This is a genomic window from Lacrimispora sinapis, assembly GCF_043633585.1.
Taxonomy (GTDB): domain Bacteria; phylum Bacillota; class Clostridia; order Lachnospirales; family Lachnospiraceae; genus Lacrimispora; species Lacrimispora sinapis.
This window is the reverse complement of the sequence record NZ_CP141832.1, coordinates 911340-927866: the sequence shown is the minus strand read 5'-3', so window position 1 is coordinate 927866 and position 16527 is coordinate 911340. Positions and strand designations below refer to the sequence as shown.

Below are 16527 nucleotides of genomic sequence, written 5' to 3'. Positions count from 1 at the left end.
ATGTATTTAATGGAGCCGGAACTGGCTCATCAGTTTGCTTAAATTCTCTGCCTGGCCGGAAAGCTCTTCGCTCGCTGCCGCACTTTCCTCTGCTGTAGCGGAATTACTCTGTACAACGGAAGAGATCTGTCCGATGCCTACGGTAACTTCGTTTACCTTCTCGCTCTGCTCCTTCAGTTCGTCTGCAGACTGCTGAATGGCAACAACCATACTCTTTGTCTCCGTAAGAATCCCATTTAAGGATTCTCCTGTGGAAGCTGCGATATCAGTCCCTTTGCTGACTGCCGAAATGGTGTCTGCCACCAGACTGGAAGTATCCTTTGCTGCATTGGCACTCTTTCCTGCAAGGTTTCTGACTTCGTCCGCAACCACTGCAAAGCCTTTTCCTGCTTCTCCCGCACGGGCTGCCTCAACCGCCGCATTAAGGGCAAGAATGTTTGTCTGGAATGCAATGTCCTCTATGAGCTTGTTGACCTTTTCGATCTCTTTGGATTTACTGCTGATCTGGTTCATGGATTCCATCATCTCATGCATCTTTTCATTGCCTTCTTCCATGGCTTTTCCTACATGACCGGCCTGTTTGTTCAGGCTTTCTACGGATCTGGCCGTGTCCATCAGGCTGGCAGAGATCTCATTGACGGAAGAAGACAGCTGTTCTACGGCGGCTGCCTGCTCCACGGCTCCCTGGCTTAGATTCTGTGCTCCCTGGGATACCTGGGCGCTGCTCTTTGCCACTTCGTCTGCAGAAGTCTCTACGGTTTCCATGGTTTTTGAAAGCATTTCTTCCGTCCTTAAAATGGCCTGCTGGATCATCACATAATCTCCTTTGAAATCCGTAATCTCGGAACGGCGGAAATCTCCGGAAGCGATCTTATCCAATACTCTTACGATGGTATGATTGGTATTTCTTACGCTCTGCACATAATTGGAAGCCTCTTCTGCCAAAATACCGATCTCATCTTTCCTGTTTATCAGAGGAACTTCCGTTGATAAATCTCCTTCCGATAATAGCTTCATTCGTTTTGCAATTTCTGAAACGGGACCTGCGATGGGTGCCGCAAAACGGAAGGCCAGAAAGCATCCTGCTGCTACGGATACGATTGCCAGAACAATCATGGCTGCTATGACGCTGTATATGGATGTCGTCGTCTCACCAACGGGAGCAACCACTCCCAGGGCCCAGCCATCGGCGCCTGTTACCGGGCTGTAATAGCAGTAACGGCTGACTCCCTTGTAATCATAGGTTCCGATTCCTGTTTTTCCTGTAAGCATGGTCTGGTACATACGGGCCGCTGACTGATAGGACTTATCCGTCTTCCCCATCTCAATAAAGTTCTGGCGTTCGTTGACCAATTCGGGATAAATGCCGGCAATCATAGTACCAGTATTGTCGATTAAAAATGCGTTGCCTGTTTCACCGATGCGGAGATCCTTAATCAGATCACTCAATACGGAACCGTCATAGGTGGCTACCAAAATCCCCAGTTCATAGGGTGCGGCTACTCGGATCACCAGTTCATTATCGGCATTCAATTCCGTGGTAGAAACAGCTGTAGTTCCATTCACTGCCTCATTGAAGTAATCCCGGTCCGCATAGCTGTCTCCAATATGGTTCCCGCTGGCACTGCGGGTAATCTCCCCGCTCTGGCTGACCACTTCCAGATCCTTGTAACCGTAAAGCTGACACTGGTTGTTTAAATATTCCGTAACAACCCTTGAGTTAATGGATTTTAAACTGCCGCCCTGGGTACTGGCCTCAATATTTGTCTTCATCTGGTTTAAATTCTGTACCACCAGACTGTTCACCAGTTTTCCTGTTGATTCTAAGTCACTTTTTACAACATCTGTGATTCCCTTATAGCTGACCGAAATGCTGATTATCATATTGGTAACAGCCAGTGTTAAAATAATGGAAATAATGAACACGAGCATTCTCATCTTTAAAGATTTCAATGAAAATCCTCCCCCAAATACTGCTCCCTTTTTCCCCGTTTTTGGGGTTTTCTCTCCTTTCCCCTGTTTAGCAATTCTTTGAATCCATTTCTTTTCCCCCGATGTCTTCATAGTTTTGTGCTCCTTGTCTTGTCTTAGGTAAATTTGTACCATTACAAAATATTCATGGCTTCCATTATTATACGCTATTTTGTAATATTTTGTCAATGTATCCATATATTAGCATTTTTATTTTTGTACATCTCACAATTGACAAAACTCGACATAATAATACAAAAAGATATCTTCTTCAACAAACAATTAGAAAAAGATATCTTTTTTATATATTTATTTATTCTATATCAAAAGACAGAATGCTCCTCGAAAAGGCCAGTATCTGCCGTTACACTCCGGAGTAAGCAGAAAATCCGCCGTCGACAGGGAGAACTACGCCTGTAATAAAGCCTGCCGCCTGAGGATTCAAAAAGAATAAAAGTGCTCCGTTTAATTCCTCTGCTTTTCCGAATCGTTCCATGGGTGTGGCAGAAAGAATCTTTTTTGTTCTTTCTGTCGGAGTGCCGTCTTCATGAAACAGCAGTTTCTCATTCTGCCGGGTCACAAAGAAACCTGGGGCTATGGCATTGACGCGGATACCCACCTTGGAAAAATGGACTGCCAGCCACTGGGTGAAATTGCTGATGGCTGCCTTTGCTCCGCTGTAAGCCGGAATCTTTGTCAGCGGCGTAAAAGCATTCATGGACGAAATATTTATAATGCTGCATTCCTCCCTGCCGATCATATCTTTTGCAAAGATCTGACTGGGCAGAAGGGTTCCGAGAAAATTTAAGTTAAATACGAATTCTACGCCGGATGGGTCCAGATCGAAAAAGGATTTTACATCTGCCTCCATATCTCCCATTTCAAAGTATTCTTTGTCCGTATTGGCTCTAGGGTTGTTGCCGCCTGCTCCGTTGATTAAAATATCGCAGGGGCCAAGCTCTGCCAGGACTTTTGCGTGGACCTCCTTTAGACTTTCCAGTTCCAGTACGTTAGCCTTATAGGCTTTTGCCGTATACCCTTCCGTTTTAATGGAATCTGCCACTTCCTTTGCTGCAGCCTCGTTTAAATCAAGAACTGCTACCTTTGCACCTGCCTGGGCTAGTGTTTTTGCAAACATGCCGCACAGAACGCCGCCTGCTCCGGTTACCACTGCTACTTTGCCGCTTAAATCGGTTCCAAATGTCAATGCCATGTGACCGTCTCCTTTCTCATTTGCTCGTTTTTTCAATTGCTTCCCAAAGTCCGTTTAAATAGGTGGCGCCAAGGGCACGGTCATAAAGTCCGTATCCTGCACGGCCGGTCTCTCCCCAGATCATACGTCCGTGATCCGGCCGCACATATCCGTCAAAGCCATTGTCATGAAGGGCCTTTAAGATCGCAAACATATCCAGGGAACCGGATTCTGATAAATGGGCCCGCTCTTCAAAGCCCCTGTCATTGTCAAGGACCGCAACATTTCTTGCATGTACGAAATGGATACGTCCCATGGCCGCATATTTGCCTGCCATCCGAACCACGTCGTTTTTATTGGAGCAGCCGTAAGAACCGGTACAGAGCGTAATTCCGTTATGGGGATCATCCACCAGCTTTAAGAAACGGTCTACATTTTCTTCACAGGTAATGATTCTTGGGAGACCGAAGATGCTCCAGCATGGGTCATCTGCATGGATGGCCATATTGACATCACATTCTGCTGCCACAGGAATGACCTTTTCCAGGAAATACTGTAAGTTGTCCCAAAGATCTTCCTCTGTCATGGAATTGTATTCTCTTACCACCTGCTTCAGTTCTTCTCTTGTGTAGCTGGCGTCCCAGCCCGGCAGGCTTAAATCTCCGTCGCTCTCCAAAGGGTTTACCTGGTCCACCTGGTCCTGATAGTAAACAAGGGTGGTGGAGCCATCCTCCAGCACATGGTCCAGCTGCGTCCTTGTCCAGTCAAATACAGGCATGAAGTTGTAGCAAACACACTTGATTCCTGCTTCCGCCACTCTCCTGATGTTTTCACAATAGTTTTCGATCAGCTGGCCTCTGCCTGGCTTTCCTAATTTAATATCTTCATGGACGGGAATGCTTTCAATGACTTCAAACGCAAGTCCTGCTGCCTCTGTCTCTTTCTTTAAATGTGCGATGGTCTCTCGACTCCACACCTCTCCTGCCGGCACGTCATAAACAGCGGTTACAATGGAATACATTCCAGGGATCTGGCGGATGTTCTGCAGCGTTACCTGGTCGTCGTCTCCATACCATCGGAATGATAGTTTCATAAAAATACCTCCTTATTGTGGGAATCTTCCGTATGAATTTAGTATAAACAGCTTTCCGCCGGAATACCATGGATGAATTTGTTGTTCACATTGCAAATCTTGCGGCAGTGCTTTATAATGGATTTGCTGCATGAAAATCAGAAGGAGGAATTTTATGAAAAAAGAATTATCCACCGGTTTTAATGAACGGCAGTATATGAATTCCGGAGCATTTGAAGTGTTTTATTATAAAGATATGAATTTGGATCATATACAGGATCACAGCCATCCTTATTATGAAGTGTATTTCTTTTTAAGCGGAGATGTGACCTATGAAGTGGAAGGCATCAGATACCCTCTGCAGTATGGGGACTATTTGCTCATTCCCCCTGGTGCAAAGCACCATCCCATCTTTCATTCCTCCGGGAAAAATTATCAGCGTTTCGTTCTTTGGATCAGCAATGAATATTATGAATCCATGTGTTCCTGGTCCAAAGATTTTTCTTATACGTTTCAATATGCGGAAGAAAACAGGCAATACCGGTTCCGTACGGACTTTATCACGTTTCAGAACATCCAGGGACGGCTTTTGGAGCTTTTGGAGGAGCTGCACGGAACGAGGCCGTTTCATATGCTCAATGCCGAGCTGCTGGTCCACTCGTTCCTTCTTCTCATCAACCGCATTACCTATGAGATGCTCCATCAGGTCCCTCAGACCTATGAAAATGTGCTTTATTTAAATGTATGCGACTATATCAACAATCACTTAAACGAAAACTTGTCCCTGGATCACCTGGCTTCCTTTTTTTATTCCAGTAAATATCATCTTTCCCATGTGTTCAAAGATAATATGGGGATCTCCATACACCAGTATATTATAAAGAAACGGCTGAATGCCAGCAAAAACGGCATCCTGTCCGGCATTCCATTTACAGAGCTATACCACCAGTATGGATTTTCGGATTATACCAGCTTTTACCGGGCATTTAAAAAGGAATTCGGACTATCTCCCAGAGAATTCAGGGAACAAAAGGAACTGCCGGAGGGGTATTGATATGAATTTTGACCATATGTATGAATCGTGCAGTCTCTGTCCCAGAAACTGCAGAGTAAACCGTTATGTGACTGTGGGGTACTGCGGCTGTTCCCATACGATAAAAGCAGCCCGTGCCGCACTTCATCACTGGGAAGAGCCTTGCATCAGCGGCACCCGGGGGAGCGGCACTGTCTTCTTTTCCGGCTGCACCCTCAGATGCTGTTTTTGCCAGAACCATTCCATCAGTCAGGAAGGCTTTGGAAAAGAAATCTCCGATGAGGAACTGGCTCAAATTTTTTTGAGACTTCAGGCATCTGGGGCACACAACCTCAATCTGGTGACTGCCACCCAGTACCTGCCTTCAATCCTGCATGCCCTGGATTTGATAAAAGGGAAGCTTTTTATTCCTGTGGTCTATAACTGCGGCGGATATGAAACCCCAGAGCTTGTAAAAGCCTTAAAAGACTACGTGGATATCTGGCTGCCGGACTTAAAATACCAGAGTTTGGAGCTGTCCCTGCGCTACAGCAATGCAGCCAATTATTTTGAAGCTGCCAAAAAGGCCATTCTTCAAATGGTGACTCAGACTGGCAGACCACAGTTTGATGCTTCCGGCACCATCATGAAAAAAGGAGTTATCATACGCCATATGGTCCTTCCCGGAGCCAGGGAGGATTCCATAAATCTTCTTCACTGGATGAAGAAGGAACTCCCGGAAGGAATGTATTATATCAGCCTTATGAGCCAGTATACCCCTTTCTTCCACAGCAGGGATTATCCTGAAATCAACCGGAGAATTACTTCCTATGAGTATCAAAAGGTTCTAAAGGAAGCCATCAGACTTGGACTTGACCAGGGATTTATGCAGGAGAAAAGCAGCGCAAAAGAGGAGTATACACCTCCTTTTGATTTGGAAGGGATCTTATAGAGGTACTGAAGAAAAAAGGAACCAAAGACGATTCGTTCGTCTCCGATTCCTTTTTTTCATTCCATAATTATTATAAAATCCAGCCTTTGTTTGAGCTTACTGATCCTTACAACACTTCTCTGTTGTAAATCTCCATGAACTCTTCTCCCGTAATGGTTTCCCGTTCCAGAAGATATTCGGCAATCTCATGGAGCTTATTCATATTGTCCTTTAAAATCTGAGTCGCCTTCTGGTGCTGTTCCCTTACGATTCTTATGACCTCTTCATCAATTCTCTTTGCCGTCTCAGGAGCGCAGGCAAGAGATGTGTCACCTCCCAGGTACTGGTTGGTCACGGTTTCCAAAGCCACCATATCGAATTCTTCAGTCATACCGTAGCGGGTCACCATAGCTCTGGCAATCCTGGTGGCCTGTTCAATGTCATTGGAGGCACCGCTGGTGACGGTCTCAAAAATCAGCTCCTCTGCCGCCCGTCCACCGGTAAAAGTGGCAATCTTATTAAGGGCCGCCTCCTTTGTCAGAAGATGACGTTCCTCCTCATCCACCTGCATGGTATAGCCAAGTGCACCGGAGGTTCTTGGAATGATGGTGATCTTATGAACCGGTGCCGAATGATTCTGGGAAGCTGCCACCAGAGCATGCCCCACCTCGTGGTAAGCAATGATCTTCTTTTCTTCCACATTGACCGATGCGTCCTTTTTCTGGTATCCGGCGATAACCACCTCAACACTTTCTTCCAGATCCCTCTGGGTCACTGTTTTTCTTCCCATACGAACGGCCCTTAAAGCCGCCTCATTGATAATATTGGCAAGCTCGGCGCCGCTGGCACCTGACGTAGCAAGTGCGATTCCGTGGAAATCCACGTCATCAGACAGTTTGACGCTTTTGCCGTGAACCTTTAAAATGGCTTCCCGTCCGTTTAAATCGGGAAGCTCCACAGGGATTCTCCGGTCAAAACGGCCCGGCCTCAAAAGTGCCTTATCTAAAGAATCGGGACGGTTGGTAGCCGCCAGTATTACGACTCCTTTTTTTCCGTCAAATCCATCCATCTCAGCCAGCAGCTGGTTCAACGTCTGTTCTCTTTCATCATTTCCGGAAAAACCATTGCCGTCACGCTTCTTACCTATGGTATCAATCTCATCAATAAACACGATACACGGTGCCTTCTCATTGGCCTGCTTGAATAAATCTCTGACCTTTGCCGCACCCATACCTACAAACATTTCTACAAATTCCGAACCGGATATGGAGAAGAACGGTACATGGGCCTCTCCTGCCACCGCTTTTGCAAGAAGTGTCTTACCGGTACCTGGCGGTCCTACCAAAAGAGCTCCCTTTGGGAGAGACGCTCCGATATCCGCATATTTCTGTGGATTATGAAGGAAATCCACGATCTCCTTCAACGCATCCTTGGCTTCTTCCTGTCCGGCGACATCCCGAAACGTCTTTCCTGTTTCCGATTCCGCATAGATTTTAGGATTGGACTTTCCAAAGGACATGGCATTAGCGCCGCCCATCCGCCGCTGCAGCTGCTTTGATAAAAAATTGCCCAAAAATACAAAAATCAAAATAGGGATGATCCAGGTAAGAAGAAACGAAAGCAGCGGAGACATCTGGGCCACAATGACCTTTTCAAACTGGACGTTGTGGGAGGCCAGTCTTTGTGTCAGTGTTTCATCGGGCCACAGGCCGGTCTTGTATATCTGATAAACAGGCTTGCCCTCCCAGTCCTTTTTTCCCGTATCAGACTTAAACTGGAGCTCTGTCTCCGTCCTTGCAACGGCCTGGACCTTGCCCTGATCCACCATCTCAAGAAAGGTGCTGTATGGCACCTCTGTCATGGACTTTGACTGGATCCACGGGACCGCCAGGGCATTGAATATAATCATAAGTATTAAAACTACCGTATAATAGTAAAAAAATGATTTGTTCGGCTTTTTGCCGGAATCATTATCATCTTTTAACCCCATCTTACTCCTCCTTTTCTTTTGTCACTAACCCAAGCACAAACTCGGTGAATTTGCACGCATTCTCTAAATCTTCCTCATTGGGATGAAGCATGGCAGCTTCATATGAAGAAATCAACGCCCTGATCTGAGGGGTATTGTTGACCGCCTGCATCTGCCTGTATTTTTCAAGTATGGAAGGTCCCAGCTTTCCTCCGCATAAAAAACAGCCGAGATACTCATTGTCATCCGGAAGGAAAACAGAGACCTGCCGTTCTACCTGTTTTAAATATTCTTTATTCCCCATAAGTCCGCAGGTACCAAACAATGCGACCCGTTTTCCATGCAGACTGGAAAGAAAGTCCATCATCTCTGTCTTGCAGGTTCCGCGGTTATTCCAGAATCCAACAAAATACGTATCCGCTTCCTCTCCATGCAATTCCTCCAGACTGATAATGTCTTTGGATTTTCCTGGAAGCGTCTCGAATATTTTCATGGCTACCTTTTGAGTATTTCCGGTTTTGCTAGTATATACAACCAAATAGTCCATATATTGAGCCTCCTCTAATGAATAAAATATACCAAATCCGAGAATTTATCAATAGATAATCCGAATGTTAATACAATTTATGTAATTTTTAGAATTTTGATGGATTTTTTTATGATTATGAATTAGAGGAGAAACAAGCCGGAGGGGGCATGGATCCATCCTTCTCCGGCCTGGTTTTGTGGATTTTAGAAAAGAGTTCCAGCTGCTTCTTTTATGATCCTGCAGGTTTTTTCTATGTCCTCATCGGTATGGGCCGCACATAAAAACAGAATCTCAAACTGTGACGGTGCCGTATAGATGCCGTGTTCTAACAGGTAATGGAAATACTTTGCGTATTTTCCGGTATCCGAAGTGAGCGCAGTATCAAAATCCACCACCGGGGTGTTGGAAAAGAAAACACTGAACAAAGAACCCGCCTGATTGATCTGGGTATGGGGAAGGGCCTGACTAAGTGCACTGATCAGTCTGTTTGCTTTCTTCTCCAGAGCAAAATACAGCTCTCTGTGTTCCATCAAGGTCTTAACCGTGGCAATTCCTGCCGCTGTGGCTATGGGGTTTCCCGAAAGGGTTCCCGCCTGATAAACGGTTCCTACCGGAGAAACGGTTTCCATGATTTCTTTTCTGCCCCCATAAACCCCCATAGGCATACCGCCTCCGGCGATCTTTCCAAGGGTTGTCATATCAGGAATAACGCCGTAGTATCCCTGGGCGCCGCCGATTCCCATACGGAATCCGGTTATGACTTCATCAAAGATCAAAAGTGCCCCGTACTGTGTGGCGATCTCCCTTAAAAATTCCAGAAAACCAGGCTTTGGAGGAACCAGTCCCATATTGGCTGCTACCGGTTCAACCACAATGGCCGCTATCTCATCAGGAAATTGTTCAAACAACGTTTTTACGGAATCCTCTCCATTGTACTGGGCGAGAAGCGTATGCATCGTATAGGAAGCAGGCACTCCGGCACTGTCCGGCGCCGAGCCTGTCAAGGCACCGGAACCGGCTTTAACCAGAAGTCCGTCCGAATGGCCGTGATAGCATCCTTTAAATTTCACAATCTTATCTCTTCCTGTAAACCCTCTTGCCGCGCGAATGGCGCTCATAACCGCTTCCGTTCCCGAGCTTACCATGCGCATCATCTCCATGGAGGGGATGCATTCCCGGATCAGACGCCCAAGCGTAAGCTCTTTTCTGGTAGGTGCTCCAAAGGATAACCCATCAAGACAAGCCTCCCGCACCGCATCAACCACCGGTCCATACCCATGGCCCAGAATGCATGGTCCCCAGGAATTTACATAATCAATGTATTCGTTGCCATCCTCATCATAGATATGGCAGCCGGAGGCCCGTTTCACAAAAACCGGAGCACCGCCCACGGAACCAAAGGCGCGGACCGGACTGTTTACTCCTCCGGGGAAATAATCTTTTGATTCTTCAAACAATGCCATAGATTCATCAAACTTCATTCTGTTCCTCTCCTATTCCCAATCGCTGCATATGGCTTGTGCAATGCCTGAGACACTGTATACCTCTGCAACCAAATCTGCGTTTCTTCCATATCTTTCCAGAGCCTCTGCCGTAATATCTCCAATGCATACCACTTTAACGTTGTTAAACCATTCTTTTTCCTGCTGGCCTCCGGTTTCAAAAAATGCCTCCACTCCAGATGCACTGGCAAAGGTCACATAATCCAGTCCTTCGATAGCCATGTCCTCTTTCCCTGCATCCGGCGTTTGGCTCACCACATCATAAAGCACCACATCATCAAAGGCAGCTTCTGTCTCCTGAAGAATCTGGTTCAATTCTCTGGAGCCGCGGGATGACCTGGGTATCAGGATGCGGTCCTTTCCCGATATGAGTTTTCTAAGCCCTTCCGCCAAGTCCCTTACCTGATAGTTTTCCGGTGTATAATCGGAGCGGAAACCATACTTTAAAAGTTCTTTGGCCGTACCATTTCCTACGGAAGCAAATTTCACATGACCCACGGCACGGTAATCGTATCCGCACTCCACAAGGCCCGAAAAGAATTCCCGGACTGCATTGGCACTGGTAAATGTGATCCAGGTATAACCGGAAAGCTCCTTATAGGCTTCTTTCATGCGGTCCCCTGTTTTATAGGACACCAGAGAAAGGCTCAAAAGGTGTTTTACGGTCCCTCCAAGTGAGGTGAGTTCTTTATGAAGCTTCCCGGCAAAGGAAGGCGTTCCTGTAATTCCGATCCGGCACCCTTTTAACGGTGCTTTTGCGGTAGAAGAAAAGTCAAGAGCCGCCACCTCTCCGGCAACAATAATGGCCGGACTTTTTATGCCGGACTCCCGGACCCTTTCTTCAATATCAGATAAGGTTCCCCGCACAATCCTCTGGCCGGGAAGCGTCCCGCTCTCAATCACCGCAGCCGGTGTGCCGCCGGACTTCCCCTCCTTTATCAGTCCATTTACAATCAGAGAAAGGTTCCCCAGGCCCATGAGGAACACCAAAGTACCGGAAAGTTTGGCAAATGCATCAAAATCAGGCGGAAGAGTTCCCTCCTCAGAAAGGGTATGTCCGGTCATAACGTGAAAGCTGCGGCTCAATCCCCGGTGTGTTATGGGAATTCCTGCGCTGGCAAGGGCTGCTACAGCAGAAGTAACGCCGGAAACCACTTCATAAGGAATTCCCGCCTTATTAAGAGCCAGGACCTCCTCTCCTCCCCGTCCAAATACAAAGGGGTCTCCCCCTTTTAACCGGACGACCGAAAGCCCCTTTTTTGCCAGTTCCACCAAAAGGCGGTTGATCTCTTCCTGTTTCATGGAATGGGACCCGGCCCGTTTTCCAACATAGATTTTTTCACAATCAGCGGAAACCTCTCTTAAGAGAAGGTCTGAAGCCAGGGAATCATAGACCACTGCGTCACAGTGTTTCAGCCTTGACAATCCCTTTTCCGTAATCAGCTCCGGATCTCCGGGACCTGCTCCTACCAGATAGACAACTCCATTTTCTTTCATCGCTTCCTCCTTTTATGAAAGGCCTCTGGCCGCCAGCTCCGCCAGACTGTCCAGTTCCGTGATTTCTCCCCAAAGATGGATTTTTTTGGTTTCTTCCCCTCGATGGCTCATACCAAAAACCTCCATCCTGCCGTCTCTTTGTCTGGAGTATACGCCCACCGGTTCATGACAGCCGGCATCTAAAAGCCTTAAAATCTTTCGTTCCAGGAAAAGACACCGTCTGGACTCCTCATCGTCCAAACGCTTAAGGACAGGCTCCAGATCCGAGTTGATCCGTCCTTCCACAGCTAAAATCCCCTGACCGCCTGCCGGAATAAATATCTCGCAGTCAAAGCAGTGATACTGATACCGGCTGTCTTCCCATAACCCCAGCCGCTTTAATCCTGCCGCCGCCAGAATAATGGCGTCAAACCTGCCTTCTGCCAGTTTCCCCAGACGGGTCTGCACATTGCCTCTTAAATCCTCACAGCGGACGGTTTGATCCGGCCAAAGTCTTTTACCGATCTCCTGTATCTGCATTTTTCTTCTTAAACTGGAGGTACCTATCCGAACTTCCTTTATTCGGGAAAGATCACTTCCTGCCAAAGTCACCAGCACATCCCTGGGGTCCTCTCTTTTTAATACCGCCACGATCCCAAGACCTTCCTCCAGCTCCATGGGCATATCCTTCGCACTGTGGACCGCAAGGTCGATCTCCCCGCGCAAAAGAGCCTGTTCAAACTCTGTCACGAACACACCCTTTCCGCCGAATTCCAAAAGCGGTTTGTCAAGAATCCGGTCTCCTTCCGTCTGCTTTAACACCAGTTCTGTCTTTATCCCCATACCGGTATGTAAAAGTGCCTGTTCCACCAGATTGGTCTGGACAACCGCCAGCTTACTTCTCCTGGTTCCGATGCGTATGGTTTTTTCCTTCATGTTCCCTAAGTTTCCTCTCTATCAGTTCTTTTGCCTGCTCTCTGGTGTAAGTTCCGCCCTGCCGGATTCCTTCTTCCACCATGGTTTGAAATATCTCTGTCCGTATGGAAATAAGATCCACCTTTTCCTTCACCATATCCCGGTAGGAGCCAAGCTGCTCTGCCAGTTCACCAAATCCGGACGGAATGGCTTTCTGAAACTGATGCTTTAAATACTTTGCTATGGTAGGCGAATCTCCGCCTGTGGAGATTCCAACGGTAATATGTTTTTCTTTGATGAGGGCCGGAAAAATAAAACTGCATTCCTCCTGCACATCCACCACATTTACCGGAATCTTTCTTTCCTTACAAAGTTGGGAGATCCGTCGGTTCAGCGCTTCATCCGAGGTCCCTGCCACCACAAAATCTGCATAATCCAGGTCTGATTCAACAAAATCCCGGCATTCCAGAATAAGCCTGCCGCCAAGCTCCTGTTCAAGGCAAGAAAGCTCCGGCACCATCCTTGGTGCCACCACCTTCATCTCCGGACCATAATCCATCAGCACACAGACCTTCCGGTAAGAGACTGACCCTCCGCCTGCTATCAGACATTTTTTTCCTTCTATATCCACAAAAAACGGAAAATACCCCATGGTCAGCCCTCCTTGATCCAGTCCTGAAGCCCATCTAACGTCCGAAGCACCACTTTTAAATCCTCGCTGTTTACATGATCCCGGATCTGATAGAGAAGCGTTTCCAGACGTTTTCCTGAAAATGCGTTCTTTAACTCATCCATACGTTGAATATAGGGATGAAATACCATTTCCTTGATGGCTCCGTCCAGATCCTCCTCCATAATCGCTTTTGCCCGGTCCAGCTCCTTTAATTTGATCTTAGTATTGTTTTTTGACAAGGTATCAAAATAATCAATATCAAAAAGCGTCAGACCCTCCATCGCTCCGATGGCAGGGTCCATATCAACAGGTACCGCTACATCAATAAACAGCCGCTTTTTCCCATCTTCCAGGGCCTTAGACAGTTCCTCGCAGGTTACGGTATAATGAGGACCCAGTGTGGCACTTATGACAATATCCATATCCTTCATATAGTGATACCGGTCCCCGTAATCCACGACCTTCACCCTGTCACTCTTTACATCGACCGTTAAGCAGGAATTATGCTTCCGAACCGTTCCGGTCACTACAATGCCGGGTTTGGATAAAATGTTTTTTGTTATGGTCCCTCCCATCTTTCCTGTCATTCCGATCACCATGACATTTTTAATGTCACTTCCGTTTTGAAAATGAAAGACCTCATTGGCCACCAGAGTGGCAATGGAGAGAGGGGTTTTGGATAAATTGGTATCGGTTTTGATCCGTTTGGCACACGTTACCGCTTTGTGAAAGAGAACATTCATCTCATAATCCACAGTTCCCTGATCTTTGGATAACTGGTAAGCCTCCTTTACCTGCCCCAGGATCTCATCCTCTCCCAGTACCATGGACTCAAATCCGCAGGCCACTTTAAACAAATGTCCGATCGCACTTTCTCCGCTGTAAATGTTTAAGTATTTTAACAGTTCCTCCAGCCTGATGTTTTTATAATCCGCGATGGCCCGCTGCAGTTCTCCGATTGCCTGTTTTGTTCCGGATACATAGATCTCACTCCGGTTGCAGGTACAGAGAACTACAATTCCATTCACCGATTCTTTTCCGGCAAGCAGCTCCATGAATTCCTTTTTTTCTTCCTCCCGAAACGCAAACCGTTCCCGGATGGTAACAGGAGCCTTTTTATGGCTCACACTCATACAGTACATCATTTTTATTCAGCCTTCTTAATTTTTATTCTCAATTAATATGTAAACTCTACCCTATTTTAACACAATTTTGCCGGAAAGGGCAATGAATAATCATAGGAAGAAAAAATTACGTTTGCAGCTATCTGTGGTATAATGATTAATATTTTATCAGACAGGAGAATTTCTATGAAAATCAGAGAGGGATTGCCAGAAGATTCGGCACAATTTTTAGAACTAATGAAACAATTAGATCAAGAGACAGAATTTATGTTGCTGGAACCGGGAGAACGTACATCAACTCCACAGGATATGGAAAACCACATTAAAAATCTTGTAAAATCCAATTCCCTGCTTCTGCTCCTGGACGACGGGAAACAGGCAGCCGGGTTTTTGTCTGCGTTAAGAGGCTCTGCCAACCGGACGAAGCACTCTGCCTATGTTGTGACTGGAATCCGAAAGGAATACAGAGGAAAAGGGTATGGGCAGGCTCTTTTCAAAGAGCTTGATTCGTGGGCGGCAAATAACGGTATCACAAGACTTGAACTTACCGTCATGACTCATAATAAAAGGGCCTTACACCTATATGAAAAAATGGGATTTAAGAAAGAGGGAACTTTAATCCGTTCCATGATCGTAAACGGCGCGTATGTTGACCAGTTCTGTATGGCTAAAATCCTGTAAAAAAAGCGTTCCCGGCAGTCAACACCGGGAACGCTTTTTTTACAGTACTTTACTTAAAAACAGTTTCAATCTTTCATTTTGGGGATTTTCAAAGAATTCTTCCGGCTTGTTTTCTTCCAGAAAATATCCGCCGTCCATAAACATGACGCGGGTGGCTACTTCTTTTGCAAATCCCATTTCATGGGTAACCACCACCATGGTCATCCTCTCTTGGGCAAGCTCTCTCATAACCGATAATACCTCGCCCACCATCTCCGGGTCAAGGGCAGAGGTAGGCTCGTCAAAAAGCATCACATCCGGGTTCATGCACAAGGCCCGGACAATGGCGATACGCTGTTTCTGACCGCCTGAGAGCTGGTTTGGATAGGAATCTGCCCGGTCCTTTAACCCAACCTTTTCAAGCAGCTTCAAAGCCTGATCTTCGGCATCTTTGGTACTGCGGCCCTGAAGCTTTATGGGAGCCAGGGTCAAATTTTTTAATATCGTCATATGAGGGAACAAGTTAAACTGCTGGAATACCATTCCCATCTTCTGACGGTGTTTGTCGATGTTGGTTTTCTTATCCACAATGTCCACGCCTTCAAACAGGATATGTCCGCTGGTGGGTTCCTCCAGACGGTTCAGGCACCGGAGAAACGTACTCTTACCGGAACCGGAAGGACCAATGACACAGACCACGTCTCCCTTATAGATATCTACGGAAATGTCTTTTAACACTTCCAGATCACCAAACTTTTTCCCAAGATTCTGTACCTGAATCAGAGGTTTTCCAAAATCATCAATGCTCACTTCTCTTCAGCCTCCTCTCCAGTAATTTTACAAGATACGAAAATACCATGACCATGACCAGATAAATAAGGGCCACGGAAATCAGAGGCATAAATGCGGAATAAGTACGGCTCTTGATGATGTCACCGCCTTTGGTTAAATCCTGCAGCCCTATGTATCCTGCTACGGACGTTTCCTTCAAAAGCACAATGAACTCGTTTGCCAGAGTGGGAACCACGTTTTTAAAAGCCTGGGGCATAATGATGAACCACATGGTCTGGGCATAAGTAAATCCCAGGCTTCGGCCTGCCTCAAACTGGCCCCGTTCAATGGAACTGATTCCGCTTCGGAAAATTTCTGCCACATAGGCGCCGGAGTTGATTCCAAATGCCAGAATTGCTGTAAACACCTGCCCAGGATCATGGATCGCAAAAATAATGAAATACATGATCATAAGCTGTACTACAACCGGCGTTCCCCGGATTACCGTCAGATAAACGGTGCAGATCCCATTCAAAAGCTTTAACTTACGGGTGTTTTCATAAGTCGAACGAATAATTGCAACCAGAAATCCCAGCACAATACCGATCAATACTGCAAAAAACGTGATCTTTAACGTATTCTGCAAGCCGTCGGTAATGTATTTCCAACGGTCATCCGTGATAAAATTCAGATAAAAATCATCTCTTAGCTTTTCCCACATGGCTCTCTT

General features: G+C 46.5%; 15 protein-coding genes. 3 read left to right on the top strand and 12 right to left on the bottom strand.

What is annotated here, in order from left to right; all coding sequences use genetic code 11:
• Positions 1 to 6: 6 nt before the first annotated feature.
• The 3 genes from VIG27_RS04295 to uxuA form a co-directional block, all read right to left on the bottom strand.
• Entirely contained in the window at positions 7 to 2064 is a 2058-nt protein-coding gene (locus tag VIG27_RS04295; protein WP_394525543.1) for a methyl-accepting chemotaxis protein, read from the bottom strand.
• 271 nt (positions 2065 to 2335) lie between these two features.
• Complete coding sequence (locus VIG27_RS04290; RefSeq protein ID WP_394525541.1) at positions 2336 to 3184, bottom strand: SDR family oxidoreductase; 849 nt, start codon at positions 3182 to 3184, stop codon at positions 2336 to 2338.
• A gap of 16 nt (positions 3185 to 3200) precedes the next feature.
• Positions 3201 to 4256, bottom strand: coding sequence for a mannonate dehydratase (uxuA, locus tag VIG27_RS04285; RefSeq protein ID WP_394525538.1), 1056 nt, complete (start codon positions 4254 to 4256; stop codon positions 3201 to 3203).
• Positions 4257 to 4410: 154 nt separating this feature from the next.
• On the opposite strand from uxuA, the gene VIG27_RS04280 reads away from it, so the two are divergent.
• Both VIG27_RS04280 and VIG27_RS04275 read left to right on the top strand, forming a co-directional pair.
• Positions 4411 to 5289, top strand: coding sequence for a helix-turn-helix domain-containing protein (locus VIG27_RS04280; protein ID WP_394525536.1), 879 nt, complete (start codon positions 4411 to 4413; stop codon positions 5287 to 5289).
• A gap of 1 nt (position 5290) precedes the next feature.
• A complete protein-coding gene (locus tag VIG27_RS04275; RefSeq protein WP_394525534.1) occupies positions 5291 to 6199 on the top strand; it encodes a radical SAM protein in 909 nt (302 codons plus the stop codon).
• A 106-nt stretch (positions 6200 to 6305) separates the two neighbouring features.
• On the opposite strand, the gene ftsH is transcribed toward VIG27_RS04275, so the two are convergent.
• The 7 genes from ftsH to hemA form a co-directional block, all read right to left on the bottom strand.
• Positions 6306 to 8168 carry an ATP-dependent zinc metalloprotease FtsH gene (gene ftsH, locus VIG27_RS04270; RefSeq protein ID WP_394525531.1) on the bottom strand — a complete coding sequence of 621 codons (1863 nt, stop codon included), beginning with the start codon at positions 8166 to 8168 and terminating at the stop codon, positions 6306 to 6308.
• Between the two features lies 1 nt (position 8169).
• Positions 8170 to 8694 carry a flavodoxin family protein BilS gene (gene bilS, locus VIG27_RS04265; RefSeq protein WP_394525529.1) on the bottom strand — a complete coding sequence of 175 codons (525 nt, stop codon included), beginning with the start codon at positions 8692 to 8694 and terminating at the stop codon, positions 8170 to 8172.
• 185 nt (positions 8695 to 8879) lie between these two features.
• Positions 8880 to 10157 (bottom strand): glutamate-1-semialdehyde 2,1-aminomutase, encoded by a 1278-nt coding sequence (gene hemL, locus VIG27_RS04260; RefSeq protein WP_394525527.1) that lies wholly within the window; start codon positions 10155 to 10157, stop codon positions 8880 to 8882.
• 12 nt (positions 10158 to 10169) lie between these two features.
• On the bottom strand, positions 10170 to 11675 hold the full coding sequence (gene cobA / locus VIG27_RS04255) for a uroporphyrinogen-III C-methyltransferase (RefSeq protein WP_394525524.1): 1506 nt from the start codon (positions 11673 to 11675) through the stop codon (positions 10170 to 10172).
• A 12-nt stretch (positions 11676 to 11687) separates the two neighbouring features.
• A complete protein-coding gene (gene hemC / locus VIG27_RS04250; protein ID WP_394525521.1) occupies positions 11688 to 12590 on the bottom strand; it encodes a hydroxymethylbilane synthase in 903 nt (300 codons plus the stop codon).
• A complete protein-coding gene (locus VIG27_RS04245) occupies positions 12550 to 13221 on the bottom strand; it encodes a precorrin-2 dehydrogenase/sirohydrochlorin ferrochelatase family protein (protein ID WP_394525518.1) in 672 nt (223 codons plus the stop codon). Before VIG27_RS04245 ends, hemC begins: the two co-directional genes overlap by 41 nt.
• 2 nt (positions 13222 to 13223) lie before the next feature.
• A complete protein-coding gene (hemA, locus tag VIG27_RS04240; protein WP_394525516.1) occupies positions 13224 to 14387 on the bottom strand; it encodes a glutamyl-tRNA reductase in 1164 nt (387 codons plus the stop codon).
• A gap of 165 nt (positions 14388 to 14552) precedes the next feature.
• On the opposite strand from hemA, the gene VIG27_RS04235 reads away from it, so the two are divergent.
• Positions 14553 to 15047, top strand: a complete 495-nt coding sequence (locus tag VIG27_RS04235) for a GNAT family N-acetyltransferase (RefSeq protein WP_394525512.1) — start codon at positions 14553 to 14555, stop codon at positions 15045 to 15047.
• Positions 15048 to 15086: 39 nt separating this feature from the next.
• Here VIG27_RS04235 and VIG27_RS04230 read toward each other — a convergent pair whose 3' ends face one another.
• Together VIG27_RS04230 and VIG27_RS04225 are read right to left on the bottom strand one after the other, a co-directional pair.
• Positions 15087 to 15836 carry an amino acid ABC transporter ATP-binding protein gene (locus VIG27_RS04230; RefSeq protein WP_394525508.1) on the bottom strand — a complete coding sequence of 250 codons (750 nt, stop codon included), beginning with the start codon at positions 15834 to 15836 and terminating at the stop codon, positions 15087 to 15089.
• A complete protein-coding gene (locus VIG27_RS04225; protein WP_394525506.1) occupies positions 15826 to 16518 on the bottom strand; it encodes an amino acid ABC transporter permease in 693 nt (230 codons plus the stop codon). The genes VIG27_RS04230 and VIG27_RS04225 overlap by 11 nt, the downstream gene beginning before the upstream one ends.
• Positions 16519 to 16527: the final 9 nt, after the last annotated feature.

Coding starts and splice junctions, on each gene's coding strand:
- VIG27_RS04290 (WP_394525541.1), bottom strand. CDS start 3,184: ATGGCATTGACATTTGGAACCGATTTAAGCGGCAAAGTAGCAGTGGTA.
- hemL (WP_394525527.1), bottom strand. CDS start 10,157: ATGAAGTTTGATGAATCTATGGCATTGTTTGAAGAATCAAAAGATTAT.
- cobA (WP_394525524.1), bottom strand. CDS start 11,675: ATGAAAGAAAATGGAGTTGTCTATCTGGTAGGAGCAGGTCCCGGAGAT.
- bilS (WP_394525529.1), bottom strand. CDS start 8,694: ATGGACTATTTGGTTGTATATACTAGCAAAACCGGAAATACTCAAAAG.
- VIG27_RS04245 (WP_394525518.1), bottom strand. CDS start 13,221: ATGGGGTATTTTCCGTTTTTTGTGGATATAGAAGGAAAAAAATGTCTG.
- VIG27_RS04295 (WP_394525543.1), bottom strand. CDS start 2,064: ATGAAGACATCGGGGGAAAAGAAATGGATTCAAAGAATTGCTAAACAG.
- VIG27_RS04280 (WP_394525536.1), top strand. CDS start 4,411: ATGAAAAAAGAATTATCCACCGGTTTTAATGAACGGCAGTATATGAAT.
- VIG27_RS04275 (WP_394525534.1), top strand. CDS start 5,291: ATGAATTTTGACCATATGTATGAATCGTGCAGTCTCTGTCCCAGAAAC.
- VIG27_RS04225 (WP_394525506.1), bottom strand. CDS start 16,518: ATGTGGGAAAAGCTAAGAGATGATTTTTATCTGAATTTTATCACGGAT.
- VIG27_RS04235 (WP_394525512.1), top strand. CDS start 14,553: ATGAAAATCAGAGAGGGATTGCCAGAAGATTCGGCACAATTTTTAGAA.
- hemC (WP_394525521.1), bottom strand. CDS start 12,590: ATGAAGGAAAAAACCATACGCATCGGAACCAGGAGAAGTAAGCTGGCG.
- hemA (WP_394525516.1), bottom strand. CDS start 14,387: ATGATGTACTGTATGAGTGTGAGCCATAAAAAGGCTCCTGTTACCATC.
- ftsH (WP_394525531.1), bottom strand. CDS start 8,168: ATGGGGTTAAAAGATGATAATGATTCCGGCAAAAAGCCGAACAAATCA.
- uxuA (WP_394525538.1), bottom strand. CDS start 4,256: ATGAAACTATCATTCCGATGGTATGGAGACGACGACCAGGTAACGCTG.